The 12776-nt window shown below is 61.5% G+C and carries 11 protein-coding genes and 1 pseudogene; 5 read left to right on the forward strand and 7 right to left on the reverse strand.

All coding sequences use genetic code 11. From position 1 onward, the window contains the following. Positions 1–8: 8 nt before the first annotated feature. Both HB780_RS29425 and HB780_RS29430 read right to left on the reverse strand, forming a co-directional pair. Positions 9–1548 (reverse strand): annotated as a pseudogene (locus HB780_RS29425) (inorganic phosphate transporter). A 105-nt stretch (positions 1549–1653) separates the two neighbouring features. Then, complete coding sequence (locus HB780_RS29430; RefSeq protein WP_183691533.1) at positions 1654–2151, reverse strand: NUDIX hydrolase; 498 nt, start codon at positions 2149–2151, stop codon at positions 1654–1656. Between the two features lie 264 nt (positions 2152–2415). Between HB780_RS29430 and HB780_RS29435 the strand changes: the two genes are divergently transcribed. Together HB780_RS29435 and HB780_RS29440 are read left to right on the forward strand one after the other, a co-directional pair. Beyond that, positions 2416–3324, forward strand: coding sequence for a LysR substrate-binding domain-containing protein (locus HB780_RS29435; RefSeq protein ID WP_183691535.1), 909 nt, complete (start codon positions 2416–2418; stop codon positions 3322–3324). Between the two features lie 138 nt (positions 3325–3462). Beyond that, positions 3463–4626: an adenosylhomocysteinase gene (locus HB780_RS29440; RefSeq protein WP_183691537.1), complete on the forward strand. Its 1164-nt coding sequence runs from the start codon at positions 3463–3465 to the stop codon at positions 4624–4626. A 7-nt stretch (positions 4627–4633) separates the two neighbouring features. On the opposite strand, the gene HB780_RS29445 is transcribed toward HB780_RS29440, so the two are convergent. After that, positions 4634–5530 carry a LysR family transcriptional regulator gene (locus HB780_RS29445; RefSeq protein ID WP_183691539.1) on the reverse strand — a complete coding sequence of 299 codons (897 nt, stop codon included), beginning with the start codon at positions 5528–5530 and terminating at the stop codon, positions 4634–4636. Between the two features lie 123 nt (positions 5531–5653). Here HB780_RS29445 and HB780_RS29450 point away from each other — a divergent pair, with 123 nt between their 5' ends. The 3 genes from HB780_RS29450 to glcF are packed head-to-tail and all read left to right on the forward strand — an operon-like array spanning position 5654 to position 9622. Further along, positions 5654–7093, forward strand: a complete 1440-nt coding sequence (locus HB780_RS29450; RefSeq protein ID WP_183691540.1) for an FAD-binding oxidoreductase — start codon at positions 5654–5656, stop codon at positions 7091–7093. Then, positions 7090–8289, forward strand: coding sequence for an FAD-binding protein (locus tag HB780_RS29455; RefSeq protein ID WP_183691542.1), 1200 nt, complete (start codon positions 7090–7092; stop codon positions 8287–8289). The genes HB780_RS29450 and HB780_RS29455 overlap by 4 nt, the downstream gene beginning before the upstream one ends. A 16-nt stretch (positions 8290–8305) precedes the next feature. Then, positions 8306–9622 (forward strand): glycolate oxidase subunit GlcF, encoded by a 1317-nt coding sequence (gene glcF, locus HB780_RS29460; RefSeq protein ID WP_183691544.1) that lies wholly within the window; start codon positions 8306–8308, stop codon positions 9620–9622. A gap of 5 nt (positions 9623–9627) precedes the next feature. Here glcF and HB780_RS29465 read toward each other — a convergent pair whose 3' ends face one another. The 4 genes from HB780_RS29465 to HB780_RS29480 all read right to left on the reverse strand — a co-directional run bounded on the left by HB780_RS29465 (position 9628) and on the right by HB780_RS29480 (position 12633). Then, the gene (locus tag HB780_RS29465) at positions 9628–9966 is read right to left on the reverse strand and encodes a DUF6881 domain-containing protein (protein WP_047463702.1); all 339 of its coding nucleotides are present in this window, start codon (positions 9964–9966) and stop codon (positions 9628–9630) included. A gap of 74 nt (positions 9967–10040) precedes the next feature. Next, the gene (locus HB780_RS29470) at positions 10041–10712 is read right to left on the reverse strand and encodes an outer membrane protein (protein ID WP_183691546.1); all 672 of its coding nucleotides are present in this window, start codon (positions 10710–10712) and stop codon (positions 10041–10043) included. A 215-nt stretch (positions 10713–10927) separates the two neighbouring features. Next, entirely contained in the window at positions 10928–11629 is a 702-nt protein-coding gene (locus HB780_RS29475) for a L,D-transpeptidase (protein WP_183691548.1), read from the reverse strand. A gap of 242 nt (positions 11630–11871) precedes the next feature. Then, entirely contained in the window at positions 11872–12633 is a 762-nt protein-coding gene (locus HB780_RS29480; RefSeq protein ID WP_183691550.1) for a L,D-transpeptidase, read from the reverse strand. Positions 12634–12776 lie beyond the last annotated feature (143 nt).

Genomic DNA, 12776 nt, shown 5'->3' on the forward strand with positions numbered 1-12776 from the left:
GGAACCTCTTAAATGAAGAGCGCGACCATAGCCCAATATACCGTGGCTGCAAGCAGGGCCGAAACCGGCACGGTGATGGCCCAGGCGGCGATGATGGTCATGAAATGCGAGCGCCTTACGAGGCGCCGGCGATGGATCTCGTCGGGGTTATGTTCGTCCGCCTCTTCCATATCGCTCCAGACGATCCCGGAGGCTTCGGCCTTCTGCCGCATATAGTCCAGCCGCTGTTTCGAGCGACTGGTGTACCATTCGCGGAAGAAGCCGACGCCGAAGACCGCGCCGACGGCAATATGCGTGGAGCTGACGGGCAGGCCGAACCAGGAGGCGACGATCACGGTGAGCGCCGCCGATAGCGCCACGCAATAAGCGCGCATCGGGTTGAGCTTGGTGATCTGCGAGCCGATGAGGCCGATCAGGCGCGGGCCGTAAAGCAGGATGCCGACGGAAATGCCGCAGCCGCCGATCAGCACGACCCCAAAAGGGCACGGTCTGGCCGGCTGCGTCGGCGACGATGCTGAGGCTGTCGCCCTGGCGGATGCTGCGCACGATCGCCGCCAGCGGGCCGATGGCGTTTGCAACATCATTGGCCCCATGCGCAAAGGACATCAGCGCCGCCGAACAGATCAGCGGCAGGCGAAAGAGCTTGCGCAATGCGCTGTTCTTGTTTTCCAGCCCGACGGACTGCGCCGCCACCAACGGCCTCGCACAGAGCCAGGTCAACAGGCCGATGCCGATACCGATCGCAAGGGTAGGCAGGCCGGCGACCGTATCCCTTGAAGCGAGTTGCAGGACAAGATAGGCGGCAAAGGCGCCGGCCATCAGGCCGATGAGAATGGGGATCCAGTACCTGGCCGCGGCTATCTTGTCGTTGCGATAGATGATGAAGGTCTTGATGAAAAACAGCATGCCGGCGGCGATCGTGCCGCCGAGGAAGGGCGTCACCACCCAGCCGGCGGAGATCGCTGCCAGCACATGCCAGTTGACCATGTCCGGCCCGACGGCGGCGGCGCCTGCGCCCACCACTGCGCCGATGATGGCATGCGTGGTTGAGACGGGCGCTTTCAGCCAGGTGGCGAAATTGATCCAGAGCGCGGCTGACAGCAGCGCCGCCATCATCAACCAGGCGAGCTTGCCGCTGCTGATGATCCGGTCGGTATCGACGATATGGGTCGAAACGGTCTTGATAACAGGACCACCGGCGATCGTGGCGCCGAGAATTTCGAAGATGGCCGCCATGACCAGGGCCTGCGTCATGGTAATGGCGCGCGCGCCGACCGCCGCCCCGACATTGTTGGCGACGTCCTTGGCGCCGATGTTCATGGCCATGTAGCCGGCAAGTGCAACGGCGGCGATGACCAGCGTCGCGCCAGGTCGGTCCAGCACGTAAATACCGGCGACAAACATGGCGAAGCCAAGGAAGATCAGGCCAAGGCCGGGAGCGATCAGCCGTTTCGTGACATGGTTGGCCGCATCCTCGACATAGGTGAGTTTGTCGAGATCCTTGTCTAGCGTCCGTTTTGTCAGTGTTACCGGTCGGTCTTCGGGCATGCCATTCTCTGAATCGAAACGTATAGTCTTACGCTGCACCGAGCGCCGGGCAATGGGGCCGGCGATCATTCCAGCACAATTTATTTGTTGGGAATATCTAGCAGCTTACTTTGACTGCGCTGTGGCAGATCTTGCCGTCATCCGGTCCTGGAAGGCAAGGATGATGTCACGCAGTTCCGGCTCGCGGACACGCTTGGCGGCTTCATTGCAGGACGCCCACTCGATCGAGCGCTCGCCCTTTTCCTTGAAATTCTTGGCGAGATTGCTGACATCAAGCGCATAGACCTGAACCCGGCAGGGCACCTGGATGCCGTCCTTCAGAACCTTGTCATAGCTGAATGCGCCCAGCGGCTCGGTTTCCACCGTCCCATGCACGCCGGCCTCTTCGTAAGCTTCGCGGGCCGCCACTTCATGCGACAGCTTGCCCGGCATCGGCCAGCCCTTGGGAATGACCCAGCGACCGGTGTCGCGGCTGGTCAGCAACAGCACTTCCAGCTCACCCGTCTTCTTCTTCACCCGATAGCAGAGAGCAGCATATTGCTGTCGCGGCGGGCGCCGAAACATTAGCTGCACATCATTTGCAAGACGGGTGAGAATGGCCAAGAGTCGTGTCACCATAAAGAGCTTGAGTTGAGAATCGGATATACATTAGCATTGTGTGGAAAAATTGCGCATTCCATATGAACACATATGGTATTTCTTCACATCTTTATTGAGTGTTGTTTAGGAAAAAATGCGCTGATTCGGCCTCTGATATTCGCCAGTGACTGTGCTGTAAACGACATCGGGTGCGGTTTACATGCCGCAGATGGCGCAATTGCTGGGCTGCTCTTCCTATCATGCTGGAAAACAAGATAAATCTTCGTTATGTCCGAACGCCTCCCGTTGCAACGCCTTCCTCCGCTGAACGCGCTACGCGCCTTCGATGCTGTTGCTCGTCGCGGCAGCATATTGCGGGCGGCGGACGAACTCGGTGTCGTGCGCGGCGCCGTGCGTCAACAGCTTACCGTATTGGAGAGCCATTTCGGCGTTGCTTTGTTCCGGCGCGATGGCCGGCGACTGGTGCTGACGGAAAAGGGCAGGGCCTTTGCCGATGCCGTCGGCGTCGCTTTCGGCATTCTGACGCGGGCTTCGAGCACGCTCACGGCGGATGATCGACGCACTATTCGTCTTGGCGTTCCCTCCGCTTTCGCCGTCTGGTGGCTGATGCCGCGCGTCGCCGATCTGCAGGTGGCGCTTCCCGATATCGATATAGACATCATTCCCATGACGACGGTCGAGCCGCTGGCGCGCCATCCCGATCTCGACGCGGTGATCATGGGCGGCGAATATCGGCCGGCGCCAGACATCACCGCCATTCGTTTCATGGAGGATGAATTCGGCCCGGTGGCGACGCCCGACCTTGCGATACGCCTCGGCCTTGTCACCGGCGTGGAGGCTCTTGCCGGCGCTGTCGCCCTGACCAGCCGTTCCGCGCCGGGTCTTTGGGACGATTGGTTTGCCGAAAGCGGCCGGGCTCCCATTCGCTTCGCTCGAAATCGTGAGTTCGAAGACCTGCTTCTGGCGATCGGCGCCGCCCGCTCCGGTGTCGGCGTTGCCATCGCCCCACGCACGGCTGTCGGCGAGGATATCGATCGCGGCACATTGACGGCACCCTATGGCTTCATCCGCAGACCGGCGGGATACAGTCTCAGCGTCCGCAGTGGCGACGTGCAGGACGTGGCTTTGATTGGGCTGGCAGACTGGCTGGTCGCGGCAGGGACAGTCCTGGCCTGATAATTCCGGCGAGACCTACGCATCCCGTTGAACGCCTATGGCAGATTTTCTGCCCTATCGTTCATTCCAATGTCCATCGACACCACGTCATTCTCCGTGAGAAATCGCAGCACCACAGACCAATGCCAGGAGTGCAAGATGGACCAGCCTTCCTCTCTTTCCCGTATCGACTGGGTTGGTCGGAGCTGCCGGCTGCTTGCGGCCACGGCGGCGGAGTTTCGTGAGACTCTACCCTTTGCCGGCCTGACGATCGGCACCGGCATTCATCTCGAGCCAAAGACGGTAGCGTTGTTGATGACATTGCGCGCCGGCGGCGCTCACCTTGTCTGCACTGGCAATCTCAACAGCACCCAGCCGGAAACCGTAGACTATCTCCGTGCGCAGGGCGTAACCGTCTTTGCCACCCAGACCACCGACACCGACGAGCATGGGGCCAGCCTCGATGCCATCCTGGCGGAGAAACCGGATCTGCTGCTCGACAATGGCGGCGATCTTTTTGCGCGCGCCGCTGAGCGCCCCTATGCAAACCTGCTGGGTGGCACCGAGGAAACGACATCGGGCCGCACGCGATTGCTGCCGATGCGTGACAAGCTGGCCAAGCCGATCCTCGTCATCAATGACAGCCCGATCAAGCAATTTGCCGAAAACAAGCATGGCGTCGGTCAGAGCCTGTTCGAGAGCTACCTGCGCTTCACCAACCGTTCGACCAACGGCAAGCGTGTCACCATCTTCGGCTACGGCGCTTGTGGCAGGGGAGCGGCCGCCTGTTTCCGAAATGCCTTTTCCACCGTCAGCGTGGTCGATATTGATCCCGTGACAACGCTTGAGGCGCATCTCGATGGCTTCGTCACGCCTTTGCGCGCTGAGGCGATCCGCTCCGCCGATATCCTGATCACCGTCACGGGCTATCCCGCGATCATAACCGCAGCGGATCTATCGCTGATCAAGGATGGCGCGATCCTGATGAATGGCGGCCATTTCCCGCATGAGATCTATGTCGAAGGCTTCCGGAACAGCCCGGATATCGCCGGCGTCGATCGCTACGAGGCTGAGCATATCGAGACCATCCGCATGCGGGACGGCCGCTCTTTCCACATCCTCGGTGCCGGCCACATGGCCAACCTCGCCGGCCCGCGTCCGCTCGGCAATACCGTCGAATCCATGGATCTCGGCTTCGCGCTGCAAGCCCGCTGCCTGGAACGTGTGGCAAAGGGTAGGCTCGGCAGGGAAGCCTGTCTTGTCCCCGTGCCAGCGGATATCGACGCCATGGTGGCGTCGGCCTATCTCGATCTGGCGCGGTAGCTGAGCCCTATCGCTCCCAATAGGGCACCGGCCCGTAAAGCTCCGCCAGGAAATCGATGAAAACGCGGACCTTCGCCGGCAGGAACTGGCGGCTTGGATAGACGGCCGAGAGCGTGACATTGTGCGAACCTTCATAGGCGGGCAGCACCTGCAGCAGGCGGCCGTCCTTCAGCTCGGGGCCGATGTCCCAGGTGGAGCGCAGCGCGATGCCGAGGCCGGCGATGACGGCCTCGCGGATCACCTCGCTGGAATTGGTGATGAGCCTGCCCTCCGGCCGGAAGGTCAAGGCACCTTTTGGCCCATCCAGCCGCCACGGATCGTGATTGTGCGCCGGCAGGCAGATGTGGCGGCGCAGATCGTCGATATCCCCAGGCATGCCATGGGCGGCGACATAGGCGGGCGAGGCGCAGAGTACGCGGCGCACCGGCGCCAGGCGTCGCGCAACGAGGCTGGAATCGGTGAGCTCGGCAATGCGGATGGCAAGATCGTAACCACCGCCGACGATATCGGTGAACTCGTCGGTCAGGATGAGATTGATCGCCAGGTCCGGATGCGCCTGCATGAAGGTTTTCAGATGCGGGGCGATATGCAACCGGCCGAAGGAAGTTGGGGCGGAAATCTTCAGCGTGCCCTGCATCTGCGCTGAGCGACCGCCAATATAGGCTTCGGCCTCCTCCAGTCCCGCGAGGATGGCAAGCACCCGATCATAGAAGCCCTGGCCGGCCTCCGTCAGCGAAATCTGCCGCGTCGTGCGCTGCAAAAGCCGCGTGCCGAGCCTGTCTTCCAGACGCTTGATGCGCTTGGAAATGACGGCTGGCGAGAAACCGAGTGCGCGGCCGGCCAGCGACATGCTGCCCGTCGCAACGACGCTGGCGAAGATTTCGAGATCCCCGAGGTTGGTCATGGCGTAACTTGTTCCTCTTTTGGCATAAATGCTTATCATTTGCGCCGATTTCGGGAAAGTGATAACCGTGATATGGCGTTAAAAAGAGGCTGTATCCCGATTTGGATGCAGGAGGAGAACGCCATGGCCGAGGCCATTTCATTTCTGGCGCCGCGCGCGGATGTCCTGGCCCGCCGCAGCGAGATTGTGGCCGATCTTGCCGATCTTCTTGCCCCGGAATGCCTGATCCACGAGCCGCGCGAGTTGATGCCCTTTGAGACGGATGCTTTTGTCTCCTATCGCCGCATGCCGCTCGCCGTCGCCCTGCCGCGCTCGACGGCGGAGGTCGCCGCCGTGATGAAATACTGTCACCGCTACGGCATTCCCGTCGTGCCGCGCGGCGCCGGCACATCACTTTCCGGCGGTGCCATTCCGCAGGAAGATGCCGTTGTGCTCGGCCTTTCCAAGATGAACCGCATTATCGACATCGATTTCGCCAACCGTTCGGCGACGGTACAGGCCGGCGTCACCAATCTGAATATTTCCGAAAACGTCTCAGCGGACGGTTTCTTCTATGCGCCTGATCCGAGCTCGCAGCTCGCCTGCACCATCGGCGGCAATATCGGCATGAATTCCGGCGGTGCGCACTGCCTGAAATACGGCGTCACCACCAACAACCTGCTCGGCGTCAAGCTGGTGCTGACCGACGGCACGGTGATCGATCTTGGCGGCAAGGCGCTGGATGCGGCGGGCTATGATCTGCTTGGTCTCGTCTGCGGCTCGGAGGGGCAGCTCGGCATCGTTACGGAAGCGACGGTGCGGCTGATCGCCAAGCCGGAGGGCGCGCGGCCAGTACTGTTCGGCTTCGATACGTCGGAACAGGCGGGCGCCTGTGTAGCCGATGTCATTGCCGCCGGCATTGTCCCTGTCGCCATCGAATTCATGGACAAACAGGCGATCGAGATCTGCGAGGCTTTCGCCCATGCCGGCTATCCGCTTGATGTCGGCGCGCTGCTGATCGTAGAGGTCGAGGGCTCGGAAGCGGAGATGGACGATATGCTGAAAAGCATCGTCGACATCGCCCGTGCCCACAACGTCAAGACCGTGCGCGAATGCCAATCGGCAACCGAGGCGGCGCTGATCTGGAAAGGCCGTAAATCCGCCTTTGGCGCCACCGGCCGTATTGCCGATTATATTTGCATGGACGGAACCGTGCCGCTCAGCCAACTCTCCTATGTCCTGCAGAAGACCACGGAGATCATTGATCATTATGGCCTGCGCGTCGCCAATGTCTTCCATGCAGGGGACGGCAACATGCATCCGCTGATCCTGTTCAATGCCAACGACCCCGAAGACGCCGCCAAGGCGGAAGCGGCGGGCAATGATATTCTCCGGCTCTGTGTCGATGCTGGCGGCTGCCTGACGGGTGAGCATGGCGTTGGCATCGAGAAGCGCGATCTGATGCGGCACCAATATGCGGAGGTCGATCTCGCCCAGATGATGTCGGTGCGCGCCGCCTTCGATCCCGACTGGATCCTGAACCCCTCCAAGGTCTTCCCGCTGGATGGACGTAACGCAGCATGAGTGAATTTCTGCCGAAGACGGAAGACGAAGCGGCGGCCATTGTCCGCGACCACGCGATCCGTGGTGCGGCCCTGGCGATCATCGGCGGCAATACACGCTCGGGCCTCGGCAATGCCGTCGCCGCCAACGCAACATTATGTTCGCGAGGACTTACCGGCATCGTCGCCTATAATCCCGGCGAGATGGTGATGACCGTGCGGGCGGGAACGCCCGTTGCCGAAGTCGAGGCCGCGCTTGCCGAGAGCGGCCAGATGATGGCTTTCGAGCCGATGGATCACCGGCCATTGATGGCGACCGAAGGCGAGCCGACGATTGGCGGTGTCATCGCCGCCAATGTCTCCGGTCCTCGCCGCTTCATAAACGGTGCCGCGCGCGACAGCCTGCTTGGTGTCCGCTTTGTCAATGGCAAGGGCGAGATCGTCAAGGCCGGCGGACGGGTGATGAAGAACGTCACCGGCCTTGATCTGGTCAAGCTGATGGCCGGTTCGCACGGCACACTCGGCCTTTTGACCGAGGTTACCTTCCGCGTACCGCCGCGACCGAAGACCGAGGAGACGATTGTCGTTTCCGGCCTCAATGACGCCGAGGCGGCAAATGCCATGGCGGCGGTTATGGCGCTGCCGCTCGACATATCGGGCGCCGCGCATCTGCCGCTGACCGTCCGCTGGACCTTTCTCGACGGCAAGCTGCCGGAAGGCGAGGCGACCGTGTTGCGTATCGAGGGCCTGGCCGGTTCGGTCTCGGTCAGGGCGGAAAAACTTGCCGCCGCCATGGGCCGTCTCGGCCCGGTGACCCGGCTTGCCGCGGTGGACAGCAGCCGGCTCTGGCGCGAGATCCGCGATGTAAAGCCCTATGCCGATGGCACGATGCGCCCCGTCTGGCGCGTTTCCGTCGCCCCGAGCATCGGGCATCAACTTGTCGCCGCACTTCGCCTCGATGCCGGCGTCGATGCCTACTACGACTGGCAGGGCGGCCTCGTCTGGATGCGGATGGAAGCGGAGCCCGAAGGCGATCTCCTCCGCCGCTATATCCACGCCCTCGGCGGCGGCCATGCGACCTTGCTGCGCGCCACAGCTGCCACTCGTGCAACGACACCGGCCTTTGAGCCGCAGCCGGAGGCCGTGGCGCTGCTGTCGGCGCGCGTGAAGGAAAAATTCGATCCGGCGGGGATTTTCAATCCGGGGAAGATGGCGTGATGGGGAAGACTGCCTGATGCAAACCAATTTCACCCTTGCCCAGCTTGCCGATCCGCATGTGGCCGAATCCGAGGCTATCCTGCGCAAATGCGTGCATTGCGGCTTCTGCACCGCCACCTGTCCGACCTATGTGACGCTCGGCAACGAGCTCGATAGTCCGCGCGGCCGCATCTATCTGATCAAGGACATGCTGGAAAACGACCGGCCGGCGGATGAGGAAGTGGTTACGCATATTGACCGCTGTCTGTCCTGCCTCGCCTGCGTCACCACCTGTCCCTCCGGCGTCGACTACATGCATCTGATCGACCACGCCCGCGCCCATATTGAGGAAACCTATAAGCGGCCTTTGCTCGATCGGCTGACGCGCAACATGCTGGCTGCGGTTCTGCCCTATCCCGGCCGTTTCCGTCTGGCGCTCAACCTCGCGCGGCTAGCTCGGCCGTTAAAGGGTCTGCTGAAGCGCATTCCGGCCCTGAAACCCTTCGCCGCCATGCTCGATCTCGCGCCGCGCTCCATCCCGGCACCGTCGCCTTTTGCCAAGCCTGGGCTGCATCAGCCGCAGGCGGAACGGCGCGGGCGGGTGGCTATCTTGACGGGATGTGCCCAGCCGGTGCTCGATCCAGGGATCAACGAGGCCACCATCCGGCTGCTGACCCGCCTTGGCGTCGAAGTGGTGGTGCCGCAAGGCGAGAGCTGCTGCGGCTCGCTGGTGCATCATATGGGCCGCGAGGAGCAGGCATTGGCGAGCGTGCGCGCCAATGTCGATGTCTGGATGCGCGAGGTCGAGGCCGGTGGCCTCGACGCCATCATCGTGACCACCTCGGGCTGCGGCACGACGATCAAGGATTATGGCCACAAGCTGCGCCTCGATCCGGCCTATGCGGACAAGGCCGCGAAGATCTCGGCGCTTGCCAAGGACATCACCGAATATCTCGCCGGCCTCGACTTGCCTGCGCACATGCCGCGCGGCATCACCGTCGCCTATCATTCCGCCTGCTCGCTACAGCATGGCCAGAGGATCACCATGGCGCCGAAGCAGTTGTTGAAGACGGCGGGCTTCACCGTTCGCGAGCCGGCGGAAGGGCATCTCTGCTGCGGCTCGGCTGGCACCTACAACATCATGCAGTCGGAAATCTCCGCCGAGTTGAAGGCGCGCAAGGTGAGGAACCTCGAGGCGACGAAGGCCGATGTCATCGCCACCGGCAATATCGGCTGCATCACGCAGATCGCCACGGGAACGGGCATACCGATCCTGCATACGGTCGAACTGCTCGAATGGGCCTATGGCGGCGAGATGCCCGCGAAACTGAAAGGGCTGACGCCGACTACCTAGAATATCTAGTGCGACGAAGACGGCCGGTGCGACTGCCACTCCATCTCGAAAACGTCGGCGCCGATGGGCGTCAGGCTTATTCCGTCCTGCCCCTCCTCGAAGAAGGTGCCATCGAGCAAGCCGGCGACACCGTCATAGAACGAGCCTTCCACCAGGCTGGTGATGCTGGCCGTCTTGTATTTCTGCCCGGAAAAGTCGGTGACAGACATGCACTGCCGGCGCCCGTCGGCGAACACGTCGATCAGCCGGGGAACGACACCTGCGTCGTCCACCTCGTAATAGATCATGACGGGTTCATCGTTTTCCGGATGAATCCAGTCGCACTGGTAATAGGAAAAGCTCATGCGCTATTGCTTAGCATAGGAACCCCCAGGCGGGAATCGCTTTGGGGGTCAGGCAGGGCGCGTGGTCAAATTTTTTAGAAGTTGAATGACACACCGAAATTGATGGCGTTGGTGAAGACCTTGGTCTTCAACGTGTCGCCGCTGTCGATCGAGACATTGTCGACGAAATTGTAATTGCCCTTGTATTCGACGAAGGTCGCCCAATGCTGGCTGATCTGATAGCTGACGCCGGCCTGCGCCTGCAACGAGGCGCCGCCGAACTGGTAATCGAAGGTCCGTCCGGAGGCGCGGGTGACTTCGACATGCGGCACGTTGATGCCGGCGCCGAGGCCGACATAGGGCGTCCACTTGCGGCTCGGATCCTGAAAGCGATAGAGCGCATTCAGCGTCAGCATGTTCAGGCCGTCGGTGAACTCGAAATGCGACCAGCCGGGCGTATTGCCGAGATCGCCATAGACCTTGGCATGGGTGTAGTCGAGCGAGACACCCCAGTTCGACTTGTTGAAGTCGTCGAGCCAGAAGATGCCGCGAAAGCCGAAATAGGGCGGCATCTTGAAGGATTTTCCCGACCAGTCGGGATCAAAATTGGCACCATCCGATGTCTTGACGTTGCTGCCGGTCGCCCCCTGGATGCCGCCATAGGCTGAAAATTGCATTTCCGCCGAAGCAGAATTGGCGGCGAAGACAAAAGCTGAAAGCGCAAGCGCGGCAACAGCCGGCTGTTTGATGCGAAATGCACGACGCATATGAGGCCCCCGAATGCGGATGCCGCCATCTAAGCGTGCTTCTGTGACAGTTCTATTGTGGCGCGCTGTGGCTTGCGTCGGCTTAGGCGCGAAAACTGACATCGGACTGAATGGAACGGGCCGTCTTGCGGGTCTCTCAGCCGATAAGTTTGGGGATGTTACACCTGCGCAACAGTGGGGTGGCCGCACTGGTATGCGACCACTCCGTCGCTTAATTACCCACCGAACATCGTCCGCAAGATGTCGACGCCGCGATCCTCGTAGCTGATTTCGCCCTGCTTGTTGCCGGGGCCGACGACGATGACCCTGGTGCCGATGGGGACGCGTTCGTAAAGATCTGTGACGTCCTTGTTCATCATGCGGATGCAGCCGGACGACATGTTCAGGCCGATGCTCCAGGGCTGATTGGTGCCGTGGATTCGAAACGCCGTATCGTTGCCGTTGCGATAGAGATACATGGCGCGGGCGCCGAGCGGGTTGTCTTCGCCACCCTCCTGATAGGCGGGCAGCTTATGCCCTTTCTTGGCCTCGCGGATGCGCATTTCGGGTGGTGGCGTCCAGCCCGGCCATTCCGCCTTGCGGCCGACCTTGACGACCCCCGACCATCCGAAGCCATCACGACCGACGCCGATGCCGTAGCGCCGCGCCCGATTGCTGCCCTCGACGAGATAGAGAAATTTGTTGTTGGTATCGACGATGACCGTCCCCGGTGCCTCGTTGGTTACCAGCCGCACCATTCGCCGCTGAAACTGCGGCTTGATCTGCCCTTGCGGTGCAGTCGATACGCGGATCACATTGCTGGGCAGCGCCTGTGCGGCATGAGGCGCAGAGGCTGTGAAGGCCGCAGCATCCGACGCCGCCGTGAGACACGACAAGGCGATGCCCGCCGCCGCCACGACCGGTAGTATTGATTTCATCCGTGATTCCCCTCTCAATTTACCCCGCTAAGAAAGTAACGAAACGCGGGAGAGGATCAAGATCAAATTGCGTATGATAAAGACCGCGCCGCGAGAACGGCTGTCTATTCCGACGAGTGTTAGCTTATTGTCGGGATAATATAGTGCCCAATAATGGAAGATATCTTTGCTGTGGATGCCGAGACCTATCTCGCCCGCCAAGGGCGAGATCAACTCCGCATTTGCAGCAATCTTGTTGCCGATCACATGACGATGACCCGCGTCCCGACTTTCACTCGGTTGTAAAGGTCAATGACATCTTCATTGCGCAGGCGGATGCAGCCGGAGGATACGGCGCTGCCAATGCTCCAGGGAGCATTGGTGCCGTGGATACGGTAAAGGGTAGAGCCGAGATACATGGCGCGGGCGCCGAGTGGGTTGGCTTCGCCGCCATCCATGCGCGCCGGCAGATAGTGGCCCTTGGCCGCTTCACGGGCCACCATTTCCGATGGCGGTGTCCAGTCCGGCCATTCCTGCTTACGGGTAACGGTATGGGCGCCGGCCCATTCGAAGCCCGGCTTGCCGACGCCAACGCCGTAGCGCCGCGCCTGGCCGCCATCCATCACCAGATAGAGGAAGCGATTATTGGTATCGATGACGATGCTGCCCGGCTTTTCCTTGGTCTGGTAATCGACCACCTGCGGCAGGAACTGCGGATCGAGCTGGCCACGGATCGCCGGATATTGCGGCCGGACGACGGCCACCTGCTGGACGGCGGGGCGTGCGAACAGGCCGCGCTGCTGGATCACGCGCTGGCCCTGCGGGTTGGCCGCCTGCCGCGCCGCCGGGCGAACGGGATAGACAGCCGGCTGAACACTGCCACCGCCGAGCTGCATCACCCACGGGGCGGTGAGGTCGGGGCTGACGATGACGGGCGGGCGCGACTGGTAGCGATCATTGGCGAAAGCGCCGGATGCAAACAGGGTCAGGGCGCCAGCGGCGAGTAAAATACATTGTTTCATCATCGGACAAACTCTCTACAAATGGGCCGAGGATGGGCGTAATTGCGCCCGGTCCCGAATATGGTGACATTTGCGCGCCAGCGAATGGTAAATGCCTGTTCATCAAAATGCCGCGAAACCGATAAACCTTTTGTCAGGGTTACGAC

Origin of the sequence: Rhizobium lusitanum, from assembly GCF_014189535.1 — a bacterium.
Lineage (GTDB): Bacteria > Pseudomonadota > Alphaproteobacteria > Rhizobiales > Rhizobiaceae > Rhizobium > Rhizobium lusitanum_C.

What these genes read in the sequence shown, in the direction of transcription:
- HB780_RS29435 (WP_183691535.1), top strand. Translation starts at nt 2,416, where the DNA reads ATGTCCGAACGCCTCCCGTTGCAACGCCTTCCTCCGCTGAACGCGCTA.
- HB780_RS29440 (WP_183691537.1), top strand. Translation starts at nt 3,463, where the DNA reads ATGGACCAGCCTTCCTCTCTTTCCCGTATCGACTGGGTTGGTCGGAGC.
- HB780_RS29445 (WP_183691539.1), bottom strand. Translation starts at nt 5,530, where the DNA reads ATGACCAACCTCGGGGATCTCGAAATCTTCGCCAGCGTCGTTGCGACG.
- HB780_RS29450 (WP_183691540.1), top strand. Translation starts at nt 5,654, where the DNA reads ATGGCCGAGGCCATTTCATTTCTGGCGCCGCGCGCGGATGTCCTGGCC.
- HB780_RS29455 (WP_183691542.1), top strand. Translation starts at nt 7,090, where the DNA reads ATGAGTGAATTTCTGCCGAAGACGGAAGACGAAGCGGCGGCCATTGTC.
- glcF (WP_183691544.1), top strand. Translation starts at nt 8,306, where the DNA reads ATGCAAACCAATTTCACCCTTGCCCAGCTTGCCGATCCGCATGTGGCC.
- HB780_RS29465 (WP_047463702.1), bottom strand. Translation starts at nt 9,966, where the DNA reads ATGAGCTTTTCCTATTACCAGTGCGACTGGATTCATCCGGAAAACGAT.
- HB780_RS29470 (WP_183691546.1), bottom strand. Translation starts at nt 10,712, where the DNA reads ATGCGTCGTGCATTTCGCATCAAACAGCCGGCTGTTGCCGCGCTTGCG.
- HB780_RS29475 (WP_183691548.1), bottom strand. Translation starts at nt 11,629, where the DNA reads ATGAAATCAATACTACCGGTCGTGGCGGCGGCGGGCATCGCCTTGTCG.
- HB780_RS29480 (WP_183691550.1), bottom strand. Translation starts at nt 12,633, where the DNA reads ATGATGAAACAATGTATTTTACTCGCCGCTGGCGCCCTGACCCTGTTT.